Origin of the sequence: Paludisphaera sp., assembly GCF_037189885.1 — a bacterium.
GTDB lineage: Bacteria > Planctomycetota > Planctomycetia > Isosphaerales > Isosphaeraceae > Paludisphaera.
The window spans coordinates 1-22,032 of sequence record NZ_JBBCIR010000118.1 but is presented as its reverse complement, the minus strand read 5'-3'; the positions used below and the strand labels follow the sequence as shown (position 1 = coordinate 22,032).

Below are 22,032 nucleotides of genomic sequence, written 5' to 3'. Positions count from 1 at the left end.
CGGGTTCGCGAGGGATCAGGGCGCGGTGGCGTCGGCCGGCGGCTGCGCCGGGGCCCCGGCGGCCGGGGGAGTTCCCGTGGCCGGGGGAGTGCCCGCGGCCGGGGCGGTCCCGCCCGCGGGGGCGTCCGCCGGCTGACCGCTGAGCGCCTTGTTGATGGCGCTGTCGATCGCCTCGGATTGCTCGATCGAGGCCTTCTCCAGCTCCGCCTCGTTCGGGATGGTCATGGAGCCGGCCTTGGACTTCTCCACCTCCTGCATCTTCGAGGTGATCTCCACGAGCTGGGCCCTGCGGGCCTCCAGCAGCTCCTCGGGGGTCTTCGCCTTGTCCTCGTCGCTCGGCTCGGGGGGGATCCAGACGAACTGGATGAGGAAGTCGGTGCGGGTGAGCTTGCGGATGTCCTTCTCGGAATCCTTGCCCATCGCGCCCATGCCCCGCATACCCCGCATGCCGGAGTACTGGGCCATCATGCCTTCCATGCCCATGCCCATGGCGCCGGGCATGCCGCCGCTCCCCATCATGCCGCCCATCTTGCCCATCGGGCCGCTGCCCATGTAGGAGGCCATCATGCCCTCCATGCCGCCCATCATGCCCCCCTCCGTGTCCTCGGGCGGGGCGGCGCGGTCGAGCAGCGGGACGGTGCGGCTGGCGAGGTTGTTGTTGGCGCTCCCCTTCTCGCTGGTCCACTCCTTGTCGGCGTGGTGCCAGGTCAGGGCGACGTGGGTGACGCCGTAGAGCCGCAGCGACGGGGAGTTGAGGTTGCGCAGGACCTTGCGCACCAGGAACTCCAGGGGCCCGAAGTCGACGCGCCTGGGGTCGTCGACCGGCAGCCGGAGCTGCTCGGCGTTCGGGTACGGGTTGTAGTGGTGGCCGACGATCTGGACGATCCAGCCCGCCCCCTCGGGGGGGTTGGCGGCGTCGTAGGGGTGCATGAGCTGCTTGTAGACGGGCTTGATCTCCTCGTCGAACCACTCGGCGGCGACGTCCTCGCGCCAGACCGGCATGATCTTGTCGACGTGGACCCGCAGCTTCTCGATCAGGTACTCGTTCTTGGGGTCGTCCGGCGCGAGGCCGTAGTCGACGACCGGGTTGGGGAGGTAGTTGCTGATGGTCTTGAGGAACGCCGGCCACATCCCCTTCTGGGACGGGTCGATGATCAGCGCCTTGCCCTCCTCGAACTTCGACGTCCACTCCGACTTGGCGGCGTCCAGGCCGCTCTTGATCTGGGCGCCGTTCTTGGAGACGCCGGTGGCCTGGTCGACGGCCGCCTTGAACTGCGGCGTGGAGACCCGCGCCAGCGCCCGGTAGTCCCCCAGGACGAACAGCGAGCCGAGGCCGAGCATGATCAGGGCCGAGGCGGCCAGGGCCCACGGCTTCTTGGCGCGGATCAGCCGGACGCGCTCGATCTCCGGCGGCAGCAGGTTCGTCCGCAGGGCCGCCCGGCCCGCCCCCTGGAGGGCGAGCCCGTAGGCGACGGCGAACGACGAGATGTTGTCCTGGAACTGGGGGGCGGCGGTCACCTCCTCCCCCTCCAGCCGCGCGAAGGCGTCGACCCGCTCGACCTCCTGGCTGAGGTTCTGCTGGAGGAACTTCTGGAGCCCCGGCAGCTTGAAGCCGTTCCCCAGGCCGACCACCTTGCGGATCTTGGCCGTCCGGTTGATGCTCGAATAGAAGCCGATGGAGCGGTTGATCTCGCTGGCGAAGTCGTTGAAGACCCCGCGCATGGCGGTGAAGATCGCCCGCGGGTCGGGGGCCTTGGTGGCGTTGCGCTTCAGGTGCTCGGCCTTGGCGAAGGTGAGCTTCAGCTCCTTGGTCAGCGCCCGGGTGAAGTGGTTGCCGCCGATCGGGACGTTCCGCTGCCAGATCCGCACGCCGTCGGTGATGATCAGGTCGGTGTTGTCGGCCCCGATGTCCAGGACGACGACCGAGTCCTTCGACCCGCTCCCCTTGATCTGGTCATAGGTGACGTAGTTGAACAGGGCGATCGGGGCCATCTGGACGACGTCGACCTCGATGCCGGCGACGGTCAGCGGCAGGATGGCGCGGGCGATCTGGTCCCGCTTCATGGCGAAGAGGCCGACCTCGGCCATCGTGAAGTCGTCGTCGCCCCCCTCCTCCTCGTCGTCGCCGATCTGCTGGTAGTCCCAGACGACCTCCTCCAGCGCGAAGGGGATCTGCTGCTTGGCCTCGAACTTGACGATGTCCGGGATCCGCTTCTTCTCGACCGGCGGCAGCTTGATGAACTTGACGAGGCCGGCCTGGCCGGGGACGCCGATGGCGACGCGGCAGCCCTTCAGGTCGTTGCGGTCGGTGAACGTGGCCAGCGCCTCGCGCACCAGCTCCTCGGGCTCGGCGTCCGGCTGGCTGAGCAGCTTGGGATACTCGATGAAGTCGAACGCCTCGGCCACGACGTGCTCGGCGTCCCCCCCGGGTGCCAGCTTGAGCGCCTTCAGCGCGGCCTGGCCGATGTCGATCGCCCAGACGGACTGGATCTTCGCCATTGAGGTTGGACTCCTCCGCGGGTGACTCGCGTCGAGCGGGCGGGAGGCCCCGCCGCGGTCGGGCCCTGTCGTCCGCCGTATCGTGCAATCGGGTCTTGGTATCGGTTCGATGGATCCGGGATCGGCGCGGCGGACGTGGGCGAATGGGGCCGATCCCGGGGCCGCCCTCGTCCCTATCTCCTTCGATGCGGCGCGGCGGCGAAAAGTTCCGACGCCCTCGGCGCGATTCCGGCGCCCCGCGCACGCCCGTAGTCTAGCACAACGCCGGGGCGTCGCCCCGGCTTCGGGCGCGCGGGACCGCCAGTGCATCATCTCCGCGGCCCGCTGTCAACGACGCGGCGGCCCCCCCATCGTGCGACGTGATAGGGGCGGGGAGGCGCGACGGCCCCCTTTCCACGTCGCGGCGGCCCGGTTTGTTCGGGAGATTCGGCGGATCCGCGCCCGGGGGCGTTCGCATGGCACGGATCGATGATCGATGGAATCCATCGATCGACGGGGCCCGGGGCCGGCCTCAGCGGGGGGGCGTGGGCCGGCGCGAGGGCGCCTCGGCGGTGGCGGCGGGGAGGCGGGGGACGACGGACTCGCCCGGGGCGTCCTCCGGCTCGGCCGGCGGCGGGAGTTCCTCGCGGGCGATGTTCTCGGCCGCGGCCTCGGGCTCGGCTTCGAGATCGTCGTCGCCGGGCGACTCGACGGTGTCCCCCTCGACCAGCTCGACCCGGAAGTCGTCGAACCAGGCCTCGCCGTAGCCGGCCAGGCCAAGGGTGACGGTGAAGTCCAGGTCGACGGGGGCCTTGCGGTAGAGGACCACGCGCGACCAGTTGTTGATGAGGTCGGTCGAGCGGAACTGGAGCTGCTCGCCGCCGATCGAGTCTCGCACCACGATCCCCCCCGCGCCGGGGGCCGAGGTGATCGGCCGGCGGACGACGACGGAGACCCGCACGAGGTTGTTGGCCCGGACCTTCACGGCCGGGGACCGGACGGCGACCAGCGGGTGGTCGACGAACGGCGGGAGGGTGGTCTCCAGCTCCTTGGGGTCGACCGGGGTGGCGTTCAGGCGGATCGCGCGGTTCCCCTGAAGGCTGGAGGGGACCTTGTGGTCGGGGGGGACGACGGCCATCCTGGGCTCGACGCGGTCGGCCTGGTAGCTCATGTCCATCCAGCCGTCCTCCTTCATGGCCTCCGCGTCGTCGAAGTCGCCGGAGGGGACGCGGTTCGGGCCGAACCGGTAGCCGGTGGAGCCGCGAATCCAGTCGAGCCAGACGTACAGCTCCGGGAGGGTGGCGTAGGAGACCAGCGGCGGGCAGCTCGTGGGCCTGAGCAGGACGCCGGGGACCGCGGGGGCGTCTTCCGGGCGGCGCTCGCCGGGCTTGAGGTCGGCGCCGGCGGGGTCGAAGTGGGCGACCGTCGCGCGGGCGATGGCCCTGTAGCCGTTCGCCCAGTGGTTGAAGGCGAGGATCCGCAGCGGCCTCTGGGCGCGCCGGGCCTCCTTCCAGGCCAGCGCGAAGTCCTCCCGGTCGCGGGCGTCGCGGGCCGACTTCACGCTCGCCTCGGCCTGGGCGAGCAGCTCGACGGCGTCGTTGAACGGCTTGGTGAGGCCCAGCGCCCGGCGCTGTTCCACGTCCTCCTCGCGGATGACGGTGATGCCCTCGGCGGCGAGCCGGCCGTTGATCTCGGCGACCTGGCGGATCATCGCCTCGGCCTGCTCGATGGCGAGCTGCACGGCCGTCGGCCGGGCGCGGAGGATGGCCGACTCGACGCGGTCCTTCAGGGCCATGTCGGACGTGCACAGGATCATCGCGGTGGTGTCGAACTCGGCGACGTTGATGAACGTCCCCCCCGGCACCCGACGATGCTCCAAGACCTCCACGCCGCCGGGGCTGATCTCGAACGCCTCCACCCCCTGGGTGAGCGTCGACTGGATCACCAGGTCGCGGGCCGCCATCTGGTTGGGCTGGTACTGGGTGGAGGCGGAGTAGTCCGACAGGAGCAGGAGCGTGCCGCGGCCCTGCACCTTGATCGCCGCCGCCTCGTAGGCGGGCTTCGGCTTGTACTCGGGGACGAGCCGCACCTTCGTCGACGGCATCGAGCCCGGCGGCGGGAGTTCCGACGGCCAGGGGTCGAAGACGGGGAACATCGCGATCGGGCCTTCCCCCTGCGCGAGCAGCCCCTCGACCAAGTCGATCTCCATGTTCAGGAGCGCGGCCTCGATGAGCAGCGTCCGGCCGGCGGGGCGGGTGAGGTCGGCGTCCCCCTGGAAGATCAGCCCGCGATAGCCGGCGGCGAGCGCCATGTACGCCATGGTGCGCAGGTGCTCCGGCAGGGGGCGCGGCACTCCCCACGACGGCGGCGGGGCGTCGCCCCAGATGGCCGTCCGCAACGTCGGGGGGGAGGCGGCCGGGATCGTCGCCCAGAAGTTCTGGCCGATGTTCGCCCGCATGGTCAGGTCGCGGCGCTGGGCGAGGAAGCGGTGGAACTCCTTCGGATCCTGCGAGGCGGCCCAGTGGTTCGTGGCGACCGCGATGGCGTCCAGGTTCATCGGCGACCGGGCGTAGAGCGGCAGGTCGCCCCGGACCTCGCCCATGACCAGCCGCGAGGCGTCGGGGCCCATGCCGTGGATGGCCCGGATCAGGTCGCGCGAGCGCGCCAGCTCGGCGTCGCGGATCTTCATCTCGCGGTTGCGGCCCAGGTCGCGGCCGATCATCCAGAAGGCGGTGGAGGAGGCGAACGGGAAGTCGCGGACCTGAGCCAGCCGGCCGTCGGCCCCCTCGCCCCCCTCGTCGGAAGAGAGCCGGGGGATCAGCCAGAAGCCGCGGTCGACGGCCTCCTGGAGCCGATCGCGGTCGGCGTCGTGCTCGTCGACGAGCATGTCGAAGCCGTACCGGCGAAGCTCCGTGACGTCGGCGCCCGGGGCCTCGATCGCGGTGGGGACCCAGAAGTGCCGGCGACGGTCCTCGCCCATGCGGGTGAGCTGGTTGCGGTCCAGGCGGATCCCCTCGAACTTGGCGCCCGGGGCGTCGGCGACGGCCGGCGGGGCGGCGATGGGGTTGGCCTCGGGGACCGGCGGGGCGTCGGCGTCGGCCTCGTCCGCGAGGTCGATCTCGGCGGGCCCCGCGCCGGGGGGCGACCAGGCGGCGGCGACCTCGGGCGGGACGGGGGTCAGGGTCAGGTCGTCGAGGAAGACCTCGGAGCCCCCCTGTCCCCCCATCAGGTTGACCACCACGCTGTCCACGTAGGCGCCTTCCAGGCTGACGGGCCGACGGGACGAGACGCGCAGGACCCGCGCCTGCTCCTCCAGCGACGGCGGCAGGTGGATCACCTCGAGCCGCTGCCAGCGGTCGACCCGGTCGAAGATGGTCCCCGGAACCAGCAGGAACGACGGCGCGCGGGTCTCCGGGTCCACGTCCTTCGGGAGCACGACCCGGACGAACAGCCGTATACCGGCGCGGTTGGCCCGGACCTGGAGCGAGACGTTCAGCGCGTCGGTCACCGGGACGTCGGGGACCGGATAGCTGACGAAGAAGGCGCTGCCGGGCTCGGACTCGAAGAGGAAGCGCTCGGAGAGCGTCCCCTCGTAGGCGGCGCGATCGGATCGGTCGTGCGCCAGCAGGTTGACGGCGGCGTCGGTGTGCTCGCGACGCCAGGCGACGCCCGGGGATTCGAACCCGTCGCGCAGCGAGGCCGTCTCGGCCCCGGCCCTCGGCGCCTCGATCCGGCCCTCCTCGATGGCGGCCTGCTGGGCCCCCGCCGTCGACCAGGCCGACGCGGCCAGGGCCGCGCCCAGGACCAGCCGCCACCCCATGCGCGATCGTCCGCTTCCCATCGGGCCGAGACCTCCGTGTACTCGGACCATCCTCGCCGGATCCTCCGAATCGCGGATGCTACCCGCCCCCCGCGAAACCGAGAAGGTCAATCCCGAGTTGGCTTCGTTCGTCGGCGCGCCCGGGACCGCGATCGCCGCAAATCCATGCGCGACAATCATGTATCGACGAACAAGCTTGGCTTCGTTCGTCGAAAACGATGCGAGAACCCGACGCGGCGAGGAGTGGCGACGGCGCGCGGGGCGGGTCGGCGCCGGCTCCACGATTCGGGGCGCGGAGATAGCGCGGGCCGCGCGGACGCCCACTTCATAATCATGAAGAGGGCCCGCGGCCCGATCATGTCCCCTCTCCCCCTGGGAGAAGGTGGCCGCGCGGCGGCGGGCGAGGGCCTGGGCGCTTCGGAGAGAGCACCGGCCGCGCGAACCTTGAGCCGTCGCGATCTCCGAAATCCGAAGGCCCTCACCCGGCCCTCCGGGCCACCCTCTCCCGGCGGGAGAGGGGACACGCGTTTCACGCTCGCCGGGCATGCCACGCGGACGCGCCGCTCGGTCCGCGCGGCGTCCCGGCTCGTCGTCGCGTCTCGCATGGCCCCCCCGGATCGGCTCGCCTCGGATCGGAACGTCGGGACGGACGATCCATCCCTTCGAACGGATGATCCGCGGGAGGGGGGGCGGGATTTCAGGGAAATCGCCGGGTCAGCCGGATTTCCTGTCCTCGGGGCCGGGCGAGCGGCCGGATTCGCGTTCTCGCTTCACGGCGTCGGGGTCGGGGCCGGGCTGGCCGGCGTCGCGACGGCCGCGGTCGGTGGTCGCGCCGCCGTCGCGGTTGGCGTCGCCGCCGCCTTCGAACTGGTCGGGCTTCTTCGGGTCTTCGGGCATGGCCGGGGCTCCGATGGGGTGAGAGGTTCAACTCCCCTTGGCCAAGCAATTCCCGGACCCCTCGGCGCCGCGACGGCGGCGGGAAAGCGCAAGGCCCCGGCGCGGGGGTCGCGCCGGGGCCTCGGGGTAGGGCCGGAGGGATGGCGTCCGTCGGGGCGATCAATAGGAGTCGCTGCCCACGACCTCGCCGAGCGAGGTGGTGCCGATGGCCCACCAGGTCTGCCAGTTGATGGAGTTCTTGATGAACTTCACGCTGCCGTCGCCGAACAGGGCGTTCACGCCGCCGGAATGGTTGCTGTTGGCGTTCTGGTAGTGGGCGTGCTCGGCCTGGGCGCAGCAGTCCATGCGGCAGGCGCTCCACTTGGTGGCGCCGGGGGGATAGACGGTGTTGAACATCGAGTATCCCATGGCGCCGGCGGCCCAGTGGTTGCCGCGGCCGGTGCCGCCGTTGGTCTGGAACGCCGCCTGGCAGGTGGCGTCGTCGCTCTTCAGGAGCTGGATGGCGTTGGCCAGACGGCCGACGTCGACCTGATTGGCGGCGCCGGCGCTGGAGACGTTGCCCGTGGAGTTGCCCGGGAGGGGGCCGCCGAAGCGGTTGCCGACCAGCGCCTCGGAGAAGGCGAGGGTGTTGGAGGTGCCGTCGATGATGTCGGCGGTGGTCGAGCCGCGGTTGTAGCCGAAGACGCCGGTGGTGTTGGCGGCCGCGGCCTGGCAGCAATTGTAGGTCGAGGTGCCGACGCTGGAGTGATAGCTGTTGATGTTCGTCTTGCCGGCGTTGCCGTCGGACGGGCAGAGGAAGCCGGCGATCCGGCTCTCATACACCGTGCTATTGATGTAATAGCCCGGCTGGCCGCCCCAGGCCGGGGCGTAGTTGAAGTTGGCCGCGTTGTACAGCGGCTGCTGCTCCAGGTAGCCCAGGAGCAGGGCGTGCGCGCTCCAGGAGTCCCAGGCCGGGACGCCGGTGTCGATGTTGGGGGGGGCGTACGGCGCCTGCGTGGAGCCCGGCGGGAAGGTGGAGTGCGTCGAATGGTAGTTGTGCATCGCCAGCCCGATCTGCTTCAGGTTGTTGACGCACTGCGAGCGCCGGGCGGCCTCGCGCGCCGCCTGGACGGCCGGCAGGAGCAGGGCGATCAGCACCGCGATGATCGCGATGACGACGAGCAATTCGATGAGCGTGAAGCCCGCGCGCGGACGTCGATGCATGGGTACGACTCCTCGGGAAGGTCGATGACTGATGGATGTGATGCCCCGGGGTCGGGGTGGGATCAGTCGGCGGACTCGGGAGCGGGAGCGGGCGGCGGGGTGGGCGCGGCGGCCGATCCCCCCTTCTTCTTGCTCTTGTTCTTCATGAACTCGGCCATCTGGTTCGTGGCCTGCTGGTGCTCCTCGGACGAGGTCGTCATCCCCTCCTGGGACTCGCCGCAGCCGGCGAAGGCCAGGGCGACGGCCGCCGTGAAGATCCAGACGATCCCCCGAGCGTTCGGAAAGCGGGCGTGGGTCATCATGGGCAACTCCCTGCGAATCGGACGTGTCGCGTGGAGACGGGTCGACGGCGCGCGAGGGCTCGCCGATCGGCGGAAGGCCGATCTTCCCTCGCGGAGATGAGAACGCAATCATTCGGAGGCCGTATCGCACTCGGCCGCCGTGCAACGCGGGTGATCGCCGCCCGCCCCGTCGGTCACTTATTGGACGGCGTCACTATAGCACGGGGGTTATCGGCATCAATCGCCCAATCCCTGAATCTCCAACATTTCTATTCTGGCAAGTGCGCCAGTGTACAGTCATCCCCGACAGATCTCCCGATGCGGCCCATCCGTCGGCCCGCGCGGGGGCGAGACGAGGCGAGCCCGGACGCCTGGGGGAGGCGGCCGGGCTCGCGGGGGTTTTCGTCGGGGGCGAGGGGCGCGTCAGTCGGCGAGGACGCGGACGGCGCGACGGTCCTCGAAGGTCCGGCCGTACATGTCGGTGGCGCGGACGTGGATCAGCCGCGTCCCCGGCTCGAGTGAGGCGCCGTCGCCGCCCAGCTTCGCCTTCCAGATGTGGGTGGACTTGGCGGGGGCGGGGAGCTTGCGGCCCGGCGGCGGGGCGGGGGCCTTCTCCAGCTCCTTCATGGCGAGGTAGAACGGGTCCTCCGCCCGGACCCGCTCCATCGTCCGCCACGGCCCGGAGTCGCCCAGGCGGATCTCGACGGTCGACTTCTCGTTGCCGGCGAAGACGTTGACGTGGACGTCGGTCGCGGCGGCGTCGGCGGCGGCGACCTCGTCGGGGGCGTGGATGTTCATCTGATGCTCCGACGGCCGGCGCGCGGCGTGGAAGTCGATGACGTACCGGGGCCCGTCGAAGGTGACGATCGAGTAGCCGTTGGGCGCGCCGTCGGACATGGTGGCGTTGGGGATGCCGTTCTCGTCCGGCGCGCCGGCCCACCACGACCCGCAGACGGTGGCGTGGACCAGGTGATGGTGCGGGTTGTCGGCCGGGAAGCCGTCCTCGGGGCCGAGGAACCGCTGGTCCTGCCGGTGCAGGTGGGCCGAGAGCGACAGCGTGTTGGGGCGCTCGGCCAGCATCTTGAACAGCTCGGCGCGGTCCTCGATGGCGTCGATCGGGATGTGCATCGCCAGGACGACGAGCTGGTCCTTCGGGGTGTTCGCCAGGTCGTTGCGGATGAACTCCAACTGCTTCTCGCCGAGGCCGCCGTGGTAGCGCCCCTTCGAGCCCTTCACGGCCGGGTCGGGGGCGACCCAGACGACGTCGTCGAGGACGATGAAGTGGACCGGGCCGTGGTCGAACGAGTAATACGAGGGGCCGAAGTAGTGCTCCCAGGTCTCGTCCGAATAGCGGTCGTCGGCCGCGTCGTAGTTCATGTCGTGATTCCCCAGGACGTTGTACCAGGGGAGGCCCAGGAGGGAGACCGCCTGCTTGAGCGGCGGGTAGACCGACAGGTCGTCGAACACGACGTCGCCGAGGGTCATCCCCAGCACCGCGCCGTGGTTCCCCTGGAGGATCAGCGGCTCGATCACGTCGCGGGTGATGTAGTCGACCTCCTTGACGTTCCGGGGCTGGGTGTCGCCGAACAGGAGGAGCTTGAAGGAATCCGGCTCCTCGCGGCGGACGAGCGGGAAGTCGACCGACTCGGGCAGGGGTCCGGTGGGGGCGACGCCGGGGAAGTGGGTCTTCGGCGACCCGCCCGGCTTGTGGATGTAGTAGAACCTCGGCAGGTTCTCGGCGTCGACGGGGGTCATCCAGTGGCGGGGCTTGACGACGAACAGGATGGTGTCGTCGTCGACCGGGAGCGAGTACCGCCCGGCCTCATCCGTCAGGACGACCTCGCGGCCGTTGGAGACGCGGACGCCGGCGATCCCCGGCTCCCCCTCGCCGCGACGGCCGTCGCCGTCCTTGTCTTCGAAGACGTAGCCCGACGCGGCTTGCGCCGCGGGTTCGGCGGGCGCGGCGGGCGCCTGCCAGGCGAAGGCGAGCGAGCAGGAGGCGAGGGCCGCGGCGGTCGCGGCGAACGGTCGCATGAGCATAACTTGCGTTCTCCAGGGCCTGATCGAATCCCGGGCACGGAGCGTCCATCTATATCAAGTCGCGCGGGCCGTGTCATCAACTAATGGAGACATCGACGCGCCAGTTTTCAAAAGGGGCGCCCCCGATTTTCGGCGCGGGCGTCGGCCATATTCCAAGCGCCGAAATCGCCGCCGAGCGGCCCGAGACGGTCGATTCGCGCCCCTTGCTGGAGCCGTGGCGGCCGGCGCCCTATGATCGCGTCGTCACGCCGGGAGCCGAAGCCATGACGCGCGAGATCGACCGCATCGCCCCCACGCTCCGCCCCGCCGGCCGGGTCGCCATGCGCCAGCGGTGGTCGGAGCTTCTGTTCCTTCACTGGCCCGTGGCGGTCGAGGCGATCCGGCCGCTGGTCCCCGAGCCGCTCGACATCGACACCTTCGACGGCGTGGCATATGTCGGCCTGGTCCCGTTCACGATGAGCGGCGTCCGCTTCGCCTGGGCGCCCGCGGTGCCGGGCGCGTCGCGGTTCCACGAGGCGAACGTGAGGACCTACGTCCATCATCGGGGCCGCGACCCGGGCGTCTGGTTCTTCAGCCTGGACGCCGCGAACGCGCTGGCCGTGCGGGCGGCGCGGCGGTTCTGGGGCCTGCCGTACCACTACGCGCGGATAACCCTCGATCGGTCGGCCGGAGGGATCGCCTACCGCTCCGAGCGCCTCTGGCCGGGGCCGACCCCCGCCGGCTGCGACCTGGCATACGTCCCCGAGGGGACGCCGACGGCCTCGCGCCCCGGGACGCTGGAACACTTCCTGGCCGAGCGCTACATCCTCTACGCGACGCATCGCGGCCGGCTACGACTCGGCCGGGTGCACCACGACCCGTACCCGCTCCAGCCGGCGCGGGTGCTCAGGCTGGAGGAATCGCTCCTCGCCGCCGCCGGCCTGCCGCGCCCGCCCGACGTCGCGCCGCTGGCCCACTACGCCGGCGGGGTGAGCGTGCGCGTCTATCCGTTGCGGCCGGCGACGTGATCGATCGCGCGGGGCATTGCTCGACCTTCCCCCGCAATAAGCCGGCTCGGCGCGCGAACACACGTCCGAAGATAGGACGCGCGTCATGGACAACTTATCCGCGTCATGGGCGGGGCGACGGCCCCCTCGCAGAAGAGGGACTCGACGATGGACGTTGATTGGGAGAGCCGGCCGAAGCCGAACATCCAGATGCGCGAGGTGCTGATCGTCCCGGCAACGGGGGCGGCGGGCATCCTGTACGCGGCGGGGGCCGTGGCCCTGGCGGTGGTGTTCGTCGCCCTGGCCTTCAACGATCAGGGGCCCGCGTGGCTCCTGCTGGCGGTGCCCGCGCTCGCGGCGGCGATGGCCGTCCTGGCCGGGCTGTTCACGGTGGGGCCCAACGAGGCGAAGGTGTTCCAGCTCTTCGGCGACTACAAGGGGACGGCGCGCGAGCCGGGGCTGCGGTGGGCGAACCCGCTCTACACCAAGCGGCGCGTCTCGCTGCGGGTGCGGAATTTCGAGAGCGAGCGGCTGAAGGTCAACGACCTGACCGGCAACCCGATCGAGATCGCCGCGGTGGTCGTCTGGCGTGTCTTCGACACGGCCGAGGCCCTGTTCCACGTCGACGACTACAACGACTTCGTCCACGTCCAGAGCGAGGCCGCGCTGCGGAACCTCGCGCTCAACTATCCCTACGACCCGCACGTCGACGGCGAGGTCGGCCTGCGGAGCCACACGGCGGAGGTCGCCGAGCACCTGAAGACCGAGATCCAGGAGCGGCTGGCGCAGGCGGGGGTCGACGTGCTGGAGGCGCGGATCAGCCACCTGGCCTACGCGCCGGAGATCGCCCACGCGATGCTCCAGCGCCAGCAGGCCTCGGCCGTGGTGGCGGCTCGGCAGAAGATCGTCGAGGGCGCCGTGGGGATGGTCGAGATGGCCCTGGAGCACCTCAGCGCGCATAACATCGTGGAGCTGGACAACGACAAGAAGGCCGCGATGGTCGCCAACCTGCTCGTCGTCCTCTGCTCCGACCGGGGCGCCCAGCCCGTCGTCAACGCGGGGAAGGGCTGACCCCGGAGGCCGCGACCGCCCGGCGCCGCGGCTCGCCGGGGTCGGGTCAGTCGGCGAGGGCTTCCTCGGGGATGTTGTCGTTGGCGTAGACGTTCTGGACGTCGTCATTCTCGTCGAGCACGTCGCGGAGCTTGAGCATCTTCCTGGCGGCGTCGACATCGAGGTCGACGTAGTTGGACGGGATGTAGCTGGTCTCGGCGCTCTCGGTGGGGATCCTGGCGTCCTCCAGGGCCTTGCGGACGGCCTCGAACTGCTGGGGGGCGCAGGTGACCTCGTAGTAGTCCTCGACCCGCTCGACGTCGTCGGCGCCGGCCTCCAGGGCGACCTCCATCAGGGCGCCTTCGTCGACGTGCTTGGGGTCGACGAGGAAGAGGCCCTTGTAGGAGAAGAGATAGCTGACGCACCCGGTCGCGCCGAGGTTGCCGCCGGCGGCGACGAACGCGCGGCGCAGCTCGCCGGCGGTGCGGTTGCGGTTGTCGGTCAGCACCTCGCAGAGGACGGCGACGCCGGAGGGGCCGTAGCCCTCGTAGACGATCTCCTCGAAGTTCTCGCCGCCGAGTTCCCCGGTGGCCTTCTTGACGGCGCGCTCGATGTTGTCCTTGGGGCAGGAGACCGAGCGGGCCTTGTCGATGGCGTAGCGAAGGCGGAGGTTGGCCGTGGGATCGGGGCCGCCGTTGCGCGCCGCCACGTAGATCGCGCGGCAGAGCTTGCTGAAGAGCTTCCCGCGCTTGGCGTCGACCATGCCCTTGCGATGCGCGATGTTCGCGGAGTGGGAGTGTCCTGCCATCTCGGGTCTCGGCTCCTGGTCTCGTCGTTCGGAACGGTCGGTTCAATTCGATAAGATGCCATCCGGTAGGACGACGACGGGCCGGCGCCGGGGGGGCGTCGGCCCGTTCTGGTGTCTGGGGGGGCGGCCGGGGGGGTCAGGGCGTCTCGCCGGTGGAGGCGCGGGGGGCCTTGTCGGTGGAGTCCAGCGAGGCCAGCTTCTTGCGGATCTCCTCCAGCCGCTTGTCCGGGGGGTTGCTCCGGGCGGCGGCCTCCTCGGCCTCGCGCCAGGAGGAGCGGGCCTTCTCGACGTCCTGGAGCTGGAGGTAGACGTCCCCCAGGTGGTCGGGGAGGGTGGCGTCGGGGGAGGCGCCGCCGGCCTTCTCGGCCAGGCGGTGCAGCTCGACGGCCTTCTCCAGCGGCTCGACGGCCTCCTTGAGCTTCCCCTGCTTGAACAGGACCCAGCCCAGGCTGTCGAGGTAGGCGTAGTTGTCCGGGTCGTCCTTGAGGGCCTTGCGGATCATGGCCTCCGCCTTCTCCAGGTTCTTGCCCTGGTCGGCGTAGAGGTAGCCCAGGTCGTTGTTGATGCCGGGGTCGTCCGGGTAGCGTTCGAGGGCGGCCTCCAGCTCGGCCTCGCCCTTGGCGTAGTCGCCCTGGTTGACGTAGGCGATGGAGAGCTGGCCGTGGATCATCTTGAGCAGCTCGTCGCCGCCGCCGGAGTGCCGCTTGAGCATGTCGCGGAGCAGGGCGATGGCCTCCTCGTCGCGGTCGTGCCGCGAGAGCATGCTGCCCAGGAGCATCTCGTACAGGGGGTTGCCGGGCTCGTCCTGGATGAGCTTGCGGTAGATGGCGACGGCCTCGTCCACCTGCCCCAGCTCCGCCAGCACGTCGGCCGCCTGGCGGCGCTCGTCGGGGTCGGCCGGGTCGAGCTTGACGGCCTCGCGGACGGCCTCCAGCGCCTTCTCGTCCTGGCCGTCGCGGTGGTAGAAGTTCGCCTGGAACGAGAGCCAGCGGGGCTTGCGCTCGTCGGGGAACTTGGCGAACAGGTCGGCGAGCGTCTGGGCGGCGTCGCCGTATCGCTTGGCGAGCTGCTGGGTCTGGGCGACCTCGATGTAGAGCAGGGGGTTGGGGGCCTTCTGGAGCATCAGCTTCTGGAGCTTCAGCAGGCGCTCGACCCGTGCGGGGGGGGCGTCGCGGCCGACGCCGCCGAGGGCGACCTCGCCCAGCACCTTGAACGCGGGGGCCTCGGGGAGCCCGGGGGGTTCGGCGGTGAGCTGCTTGAGCCCCTCCTCCAGCAGCTCGTCGGCCAGGGCGTCGTCCTCGGCGACCGCGCGGATCTGCGGGCGGACGGCCAGCTCCCCCTGCGGCCGGGTCACGGCCTCGCACAGCACCTTCAGCAGGTCCGGGACCTTCCTGCGCTTGACCAGCGACGCGGCCAGGGCGCGATAGGTCTGCGGGGTGGGCTGGCTGGCGAGCAGCCCCTTGTACAGGGCCTCGGCCTTGTCGACCTGGCCTGTCTCCCGGTAGCGGTCGGCCAGGACATACTGGAGGGGGACGTTCGTGGCGTCGCGGCGGGCGGCCTCCTCCAGCCGGGGCGTGATCTCGTCCTCGCGGCCCAGGGCCTTGAGCACCCGGGACATCAGCTCGTACGCCTCGATCCCCTGGGGCTGCCGCTTGAGGTAGCGTTCCACAAGCGCCAGGGCCTTATCCCCCTGGTCGGCCTTCAAGTAGGACTCGGAGAGGACCAGCGGGATGCGGGGGTTGTTCTCGTCGTAGGCCAGGCCCCGCTCCAGCGCCTTGAGCGCCAGCTCGTCGCGGTCGGCGGCGAGGAAGATCAGGCCGAACTCCAGGTAGCGCGACGCCGGCTCGGGGCCGAGGACGCGCTGGATGTCGGCCGGGGTCAGCTTGTTCGACTCCTTCTCGTCCAGCTCGGCCATCACCTTGGCGAAGGCGTCGGCCGCCTGGGCCGGGTCGTTCAGCTCGCCCGCGTAGAGGCGGCCCAGCTCGAACCAGGCCACGAGCCGCCCGGGGGCGTGCTCGTCGAGCTTGGGGTTGGCGAGGACCTCCTTCAGGAGCGCCTCGCCGGCGCGGAGGTCGCGACGCTTGGCGACGTAGAACTCGAACAGCCGTTCGAGCGTGTCGGTGTCGCTCGGGTCGGCGGCGAGGGCCTTCTTGCCGAACTCCACGGCCTGGTCGGGGCGGGCGAGCGGGCCCACGTACAGCCGGCTCAGCCGCCGCGCGATCGCCACGGAATCGGGGTCGAGCTGGTACGCCTCCTCCAGCGCCTCGGCCGCGGCGGCGAACTGCCGGCGGTTCTCCAGCGCCCGGGCCGCCGCGTAGAGCTGCACGGCCTCCACCCGCTGGCGGTCCTCGACCGATTGCGGCGTCTGGGGGACGAAGGGCCTGGGCGGCTCGCCGCCGGGGCGGTCGAACAACTCGGCCACGTCCGGCCTCGGCTCGGCCGGGGCCTCGGCCTCCGCCTTGGGGTCTGGGGCGGCCGGGGCCTGCGCCCGCGCCGCTCCCCAGCCGGCGGCCATCGCGAGCGCCGCCCAGCACGTCGCAGCCCATCGGATCGGTCCGACCATGTTCGCGTCCCCCCGTCCTCGATGCCGTCCCGGCCCGGCGCGTCCCCGCCGACAGGCCATTTCATCCTATCAGCCCCTTCCCCCGCCTGCCAAGTCCGGCCGGGGTGGCGCGGCCCTCAGCGGACGCCGGTCGCGGAGACTTGCGACGAGCCCAGCGCCACGACGGGGCCGCCGGGGCCGGGACGAGCGACGCGCCGGGGGATCTCCACCCCCTCGAAGAACCCGTAGTTGGGCCGTTCGAACTTCTTGACGTGGTCGGCCAGCGTCTCGTTGGGGCCGAGGTGGGCGAAGTCCATCATCGGCAGGGTCGTGGCCGCCGCCTCCCACGCGAGTTGCCCCTGGAAGGTCAGCTTGATCCCGCTGACCTGGGGGCGGACCTTGAAGTTGTCGGTGCGGAAGCCCGCGCCGAACGTGCGATACGAAATCTCCTGCTCCTTGCCCGGCGTCACGGTCGCCGCCAGGACCAGGGGCGAGCCGGGCGCCACCTTCACCTGATTCCGGGCGAGCCGATCCGTCAACGCCCGCGCGATCTTGTCGCGTTCGGATGCGTCGGGGACGCCGTTGACGTCGATGGTCACCGTCGCGCCGGGGCGGAGGGCGAAGGATTCCGGGTTGGCCAGCGCCTGCTTCAGCGCGTTGACCGCGGCCGGCTGCGGCAGCCTGGCCGGCACCACGGCCCCGGGCTGATTCGGCGACATGCCGAGCAGGAACCAGCAGAGCCCCGCGCGGTCGCCGACGACCGACTCGGCCCCGTCGTACTGCCACATGATCACCTCGCTCGCGACGTCGACCAGATAACGCTCGGCGACCAGGACGTGCTCCTCGTCGGTCCAGATCGTCGGCACGTTGGGGCCGACGGCGATCGGCGCCAGCAGGATCTCCGGCAGGGCCGAGCCGTCTTCGGTGCTCCAGGCGTGCAGCTTGCTCCCGCTCACGCAGGCGAGCCGCTTTCCCGAAGGGCTGAACCCCAGCGACGGCCAGGGGACGTGCTTCGTGGGCATCGCCTGGAGCGCCGTGATCCGGCCGCCCTCGACGTCCAGCACGCCGACGTTCCCCTGGTCGACGAACGCCAGGAACCGGCCGTCGGGGGAGAGCCCCGGCGTGCAATTTTCGTCGACGGACAGGATCGTCCGGGGCTGGACGGGGTCGAGATCCCAGATCACCAGCTTCCCCTTGCCGCCGAGCGTCGCGAAGCGCCCGGGGCCCAGGAACCGCGCCCATTTCACGTCGCGGTCGCCCCCCTCCATGTCGCCGTAGGGGGCCAGGCTCCACGCCTTGTTCAGCCCATCCGGGCCGATGTCCCATAGCTCCAGCCGGTACGAATTGCCGAAGCCGAACTCGTCCGTCCGCATCAGGGCTCGGTCGCCGGCGTCGGACAGGGCCAGCGGGGCCATCGACCCTTCCGACCGGAACTGGCCCAGCAGCTTCCCGGACGCGAGGTCGCCCAGCACGACCCGGGTGGTCCCCGGCTTGGGGTTGTCCATCGCGAAGCCCGCCAGCGCGTGGGTGGCGGGGGTGTTGACGACGAGCCCCTTGGTCTTCTCGAAGAAGTCGACCTTGGGAGGGACCGGCAGCGCCCGGGGCCTGGCCTCGGCGTCCGAGGGGGCCGGAGCGGGGCCGACGTCCAGCGTCCACGGGCCGTCCGGCGCCATCTCGGCCATGGTCGCGGCCGACCAGTCGGGATGGATCTCGGGCGCGACGCCGGGCGTCGCTTGCCGGTCGTCCGGCGTCGCGGACGCGCCCGGTCGGGCGGCCGGCGACCTCATGGCCCCGACGCGACCGGGACGGGCGCGGGGGGAGGGGGTCGCGACGGCCGGCGCGGGCTTGAAGGGATCTTCCTCGGCCGGGACGGGCTTGAAGGGGTCTTCCTCGGCCAGCTTCTTCCGCTGGGCCTCGACGTACTGGCTGTCGGCCGACCGGAGCTTCTCGATGTCGACCTGCATCCGGGTGCCGTCGGCCTTCTGGAGGACGACGTTCTTCCCGTTCAAGGCGACAAACTTCGCCTGGATCTTGAATCGACCGCTGGCGTCCTGCCATGTCCGCATCTCGGGCTCGTCGGCCCGGCCCGAGACCGCGAGCGCCAGCACAAGCCCCACGAACATCAGCCCGCGGCGCACGGCCGCGCGATCGAGAACCGCCCGCATGATCGCGACCCCCCGACGACCGGACCTCGCCACCGCCCCGACCCCAGGCGGGATCGAGAGACATCGATGCGGCGAGCATACCGTCGGGGAGAGTGGGCAATCAAGCGTGCGGGCGGGCTCGTCGGCGCCGGCCGGTCACGTCACTTCGCGTCCGGCTTGCCCTTCCCCTTCTTCTTGGGGGCGTCGGGCTCCGGCTCGGCCTTGCTGGCGGCCGGCTTCTCTTCCTTGGCGGGGGCCGACTCCGTCGCCGCCCCGTCCTTGGACGACCGGGATGGCTTCCCCTGGTGGACCCAGCGCGGGGCCTTGGGGTCGTCCACGACCGTCGGGTCGTGGGCCAGCTCCTCCAGCAGCTCCAGGAACTCCGCGCCCCGGTTCTTGGGGATGGCGCGCTCGACCAGGCCGCGGAGGGTGGGCACGTCGTCCTCCTTGAGGCCCAGCTTCTCCAGGGCGAGGCGAGTCGCCTCGTCGATGGGGATGGCGTGGCCGCCGAGGGACTGCTGGACGACGGTGGCGGTGACGTAGTCGGACGAGAACGCCTCGTAGGCCTGGAAGGCCTTGAGGGCCTCCTTCAGCGGCTTCTTCGCCAGCGCGTCGAGCGCGGTGAAGCTGTACGTCTTCTCGAACATCTGGCGGAGGAACCGGCGGATCCGCTGGGCGCGCGCGGCCGGGTCGGGCACGTCGGCCAGGGCCTCCTGCAGCTCGCCCAGGTGGCTGACGCGGACCTCGTTCCAGTCGGAGAACTGGTCCTTGAAGCGGGAGAGGGCCTGGTTGGCCTGCTCGCGGGTGGTCCCCTCGTGGCAGATCCCGTAGACGACGGCGTCGATGACCGGCAGCCGCGCGGGGGCCGGCGCGGCCTTGGTCTTGTATCGACGCTTCAGGTACGCCTGGAGGTCGGCGAGATACTGGGTCTTGCTTTGAGTCGCCATGAACCTGTCGGGGGGTTGGGTGCGCTTCGTCTGGGCCTTAACGGGGCTGGGGTCGGGCGTCCTCGAGGTCGTCGCCCGGATCGTCGTCGTCGGCGTCGTCCGGCCCTTCCTCGTCGTCCTCGTCGTCGTCCGGCTCCTCGCCCTCGACGGCGGGGGCCTCGGCGTCGTCCTCGTCGGCGGTCCGCCGGTCGGAGGCGACGGCCTCCTCGATGAGGCGGCCCATCTCGACGGACTTCTTGACCCCCTCGTCGAGCTTGAACGCGAGGATCGGGGCGTAGCGGAGCTGGAGCCGCCCGGCGACCTTGGTCTGGAGGAAGCCGGTGGCGCTCCGGAGGCCCTTCATGGCCGTGGCGCGATCGCCGGCGGAGCCCATGACGGTGACGAAGACGGTGGCGTTGCGTAGGTCGGGGGCGACCTCGACGCGCAGGACGGTGACGCCCCGGACGCGGGGGTCGGAGACCTCGAACAGGACGGCCGTCGCGACGACCTCTCGGATGGCTTCGGCGATGCGGAGGCTTCGGTGGGAGGGCATCGGGCGGCGTCCCTGGATCGGTCGGGTCGCGCGATCGCGGGCGCGATCGCGGGTGGAAAGGTCGCGACGGCCCGCCCCCCGCGCGCCGACCGGGCCGCCCGGCGGTCGCCGGCGCGGCCCGAAGGCGCGTGGGGGGAGGGTCCGCGCGTGGGTTGGCGTCAGAGGGTGCGGCGGATCACGTCGACGCGGTAGGCCTCGATCACGTCGTCGGGCTTCACGTCGTCGAAGTTGGTGATCTTGATGCCGCACTCGAAGTTCTGCGGGACTTCCTTGACGTCTTCCTTGAACCGCTTGAGCGCGTCGACGGCGCCCTTGTAGATCTCGCGGCCCTCGCGGATGAGCCGGACCTTCGCCGAGCGCTCGATGACGCCCTGGGTGACGAAGCAGCCCGCGACGACGCCGACCTTGGAGATCCGGAAGACCTGGCGGACGACGGCGCGGCCGAGGTGCACCTCCTTGATCTCGGGCACGAGCATGCCCTCGACGGCCTTCTTCACGTCGTCGGTCACCTGGTAGATGATGTCGTAGCGGCGGATCTCGATGTCCTTCTCGTCCGCCATGGTGATCGCCCGGTCTTCCGGGGCGACCCGGTAGCCGATGATGATCGCCTGGGAGGCGTCCGCGAGGATGATGTCGCTCTCCGTGATGCCGCCGACCGCCCGCAGGAGGATCCGGATCGGGACCTCGGGGTTCTCGAGCTTCTCCAGCTCCTTGACGATGGCCTCGATGGAGCCCTGGACGTCGGCCTTGATGATCAGGTTGAGCGACTTGACCTTGCGCTCGGCCATCTTGCTGTAGAGGTTCTCCAGCGTGACGGCCTGGCGGTCGGCCTGCGCGGCGCCGCGGGTGCGGACGCGGCGGGCCTCGGCGACCTCGCGGGCGCGGCCGACGTCGTCGGTGACGGCGAAGCTCTCGCCGGCGACCGGCACGACGTCGAGGCCGGAGATCTCGACCGGGGTCGAGGGCCCGGCCCGCTCGACCGAGCGGCCGGTGTCGTCGAAGAGGGCGCGGATGCGGCCGAAGCCGTCGCCGCAGACCACGACGTCGCCGACCTTCAGCGTCCCCTCGCGCACCAGGACGGTGGCGACGACGCCCCGGCCCTCGGAGAGCGAGGCCTCCAGGCAGGTGCCGGTGGCCGGACGGTTCGGGTCGGCCTTCAGCTCGTGCAGCTCGGCGATGGTCTCCAGCGTCGCCAGCAGGTCCGAGACGCCGTCGCCGGTGGCGGCCGACGTCTTGACCACCTCGACGTCGCCGCCCCACTCCACGGGGTTGAGCCCCTGCTGGGACAGCTCGCCGTAGATCTTGCTGATGTTCGCCGCGGTGTCGACGTTCGGCAGGTCGATCTTGTTGAGCGCCACGACGATCGGCACCTCGGCCGCTTTGGCGTGCGCGATGGCCTCGACGGTCTGGGGCATGACGCCGTCGTCGGCGGCGACCACCAGGACGACGATGTCGGTCACGTTGGCGCCGCGGGCCCGCATGGCGGTGAACGCCTCGTGGCCCGGCGTGTCCACGAACGTGATCGGCCGGTCGTTGTACTCGACCTGGTAGGCGCCGATGTGCTGGGTGATGCCGCCGCTCTCGCTGGCGACCACCTTGGACTTGCGGATCCGGTCCAGCAGCGACGTCTTGCCGTGGTCGACGTGGCCCAGGATCGTGATGACCGGCGGGCGGGCCTCGAGGGCCGACTCGTCGGACTGGCGCTCGTACTCCGCGAGGATGTCGTCCTCGGCGGTGCGCTCGTGGATGACGTCCAGCGTCATGCCGAATTCCATGGCGAGCATGACGGCCAGCTCGTCGTCCAGGTTGGCGTTGATGGTCGCCATCTGGCCCATGGTCATCAGCTTGCGGAGCAGGTCGTTGGCCTTGACGCCCAGGCCCTCGGAGAGGGTCCGGACGGTGATCGGGGCCTCGACCTCGGCGTGCGTCTTCCGCGGGGCGAGGGTGGACGAGTGGCGCCCGCCCCCCTTGTGGTGCCCGCGGCGGCCGCCGCGGCCGCGACGGCCGTCGTCGTCCTCGTTGAGCAGCGCGGAGGCGGGCATCGGCGAGCTGACGCGGCGGTCGGCGGCGCGCTCGTTGCGCCGGGCGCGACGGCCGGCGCGGTCGGCGGACGAGCCGACCCCCTTGCCCTTCTTGCGGTCATCCTCCTCCTCGGTCGGCGGGGCGACCGGGGGCGGGAAGCCGCCGGGAGCCAGCGGGCCCCTGGCGACCGGGCCGCGGCTGGGGCCGGAGGCGGGGGCGCCGGGGCGGCTGGGCGGCCGGCCGGCCAGGGCGCCGGGGCCGGCGGGGCGCGGGACGGCGGTG

At 71.2% G+C, this 22,032-nt stretch carries 14 protein-coding genes; 2 read left to right on the top strand and 12 right to left on the bottom strand.

Annotation, left to right across the window (positions count from 1 at the left end):
* Window positions 1-15: 15 nt before the first annotated feature.
* The 6 genes from pilM to WG209_RS24930 all read right to left on the bottom strand — a co-directional run bounded on the left by pilM (window position 16) and on the right by WG209_RS24930 (window position 10,719).
* Window positions 16-2,499 carry a type IV pilus assembly protein PilM gene (pilM, locus tag WG209_RS24955; RefSeq protein WP_337177831.1) on the bottom strand — a complete coding sequence of 828 codons (2,484 nt, stop codon included), beginning with the start codon at window positions 2,497-2,499 and terminating at the stop codon, window positions 16-18.
* 511 nt (window positions 2,500-3,010) lie between these two features.
* Window positions 3,011-6,319 carry a hypothetical protein gene (locus WG209_RS24950; protein ID WP_337177830.1) on the bottom strand — a complete coding sequence of 1,103 codons (3,309 nt, stop codon included), beginning with the start codon at window positions 6,317-6,319 and terminating at the stop codon, window positions 3,011-3,013.
* Between the two features lie 693 nt (window positions 6,320-7,012).
* A complete protein-coding gene (locus tag WG209_RS24945) occupies window positions 7,013-7,195 on the bottom strand; it encodes a hypothetical protein (protein ID WP_337177829.1) in 183 nt (60 codons plus the stop codon).
* A gap of 159 nt (window positions 7,196-7,354) precedes the next feature.
* Complete coding sequence (locus WG209_RS24940; protein ID WP_337177828.1) at window positions 7,355-8,398, bottom strand: DUF1559 domain-containing protein; 1,044 nt, start codon at window positions 8,396-8,398, stop codon at window positions 7,355-7,357.
* A 62-nt stretch (window positions 8,399-8,460) separates the two neighbouring features.
* The gene (locus WG209_RS24935) at window positions 8,461-8,700 is read right to left on the bottom strand and encodes a hypothetical protein (RefSeq protein WP_337177827.1); all 240 of its coding nucleotides are present in this window, start codon (window positions 8,698-8,700) and stop codon (window positions 8,461-8,463) included.
* Window positions 8,701-9,102: 402 nt separating this feature from the next.
* Window positions 9,103-10,719 (bottom strand): calcineurin-like phosphoesterase family protein, encoded by a 1,617-nt coding sequence (locus tag WG209_RS24930; protein ID WP_337177826.1) that lies wholly within the window; start codon window positions 10,717-10,719, stop codon window positions 9,103-9,105.
* Between the two features lie 263 nt (window positions 10,720-10,982).
* Here WG209_RS24930 and WG209_RS24925 point away from each other — a divergent pair, with 263 nt between their 5' ends.
* Both WG209_RS24925 and WG209_RS24920 read left to right on the top strand, forming a co-directional pair.
* Window positions 10,983-11,726, top strand: coding sequence for a DUF2071 domain-containing protein (locus tag WG209_RS24925; protein ID WP_337177825.1), 744 nt, complete (start codon window positions 10,983-10,985; stop codon window positions 11,724-11,726).
* A gap of 147 nt (window positions 11,727-11,873) precedes the next feature.
* Complete coding sequence (locus tag WG209_RS24920; protein ID WP_337177824.1) at window positions 11,874-12,776, top strand: SPFH domain-containing protein; 903 nt, start codon at window positions 11,874-11,876, stop codon at window positions 12,774-12,776.
* A gap of 46 nt (window positions 12,777-12,822) precedes the next feature.
* On the opposite strand, the gene WG209_RS24915 is transcribed toward WG209_RS24920, so the two are convergent.
* From WG209_RS24915 to infB, 6 genes are all read right to left on the bottom strand, one after another.
* Window positions 12,823-13,563: a YebC/PmpR family DNA-binding transcriptional regulator gene (locus WG209_RS24915; RefSeq protein ID WP_337177823.1), complete on the bottom strand. Its 741-nt coding sequence runs from the start codon at window positions 13,561-13,563 to the stop codon at window positions 12,823-12,825.
* A gap of 136 nt (window positions 13,564-13,699) precedes the next feature.
* Window positions 13,700-16,126 carry a tetratricopeptide repeat protein gene (locus WG209_RS24910; protein WP_337177822.1) on the bottom strand — a complete coding sequence of 809 codons (2,427 nt, stop codon included), beginning with the start codon at window positions 16,124-16,126 and terminating at the stop codon, window positions 13,700-13,702.
* 116 nt (window positions 16,127-16,242) lie between these two features.
* Window positions 16,243-18,270 (bottom strand): SHD1 domain-containing protein, encoded by a 2,028-nt coding sequence (locus WG209_RS24905; RefSeq protein ID WP_337177821.1) that lies wholly within the window; start codon window positions 18,268-18,270, stop codon window positions 16,243-16,245.
* 140 nt (window positions 18,271-18,410) lie between these two features.
* A complete protein-coding gene (locus WG209_RS24900) occupies window positions 18,411-19,196 on the bottom strand; it encodes an endonuclease (protein ID WP_337177820.1) in 786 nt (261 codons plus the stop codon).
* 37 nt (window positions 19,197-19,233) lie between these two features.
* Window positions 19,234-19,728: a 30S ribosome-binding factor RbfA gene (gene rbfA, locus WG209_RS24895; protein ID WP_337177819.1), complete on the bottom strand. Its 495-nt coding sequence runs from the start codon at window positions 19,726-19,728 to the stop codon at window positions 19,234-19,236.
* Window positions 19,729-19,886: 158 nt separating this feature from the next.
* A partial coding sequence (infB, locus tag WG209_RS24890; RefSeq protein WP_337177818.1) for a translation initiation factor IF-2 occupies window positions 19,887-22,032 on the bottom strand: 2,146 nt, incomplete at its 5' end.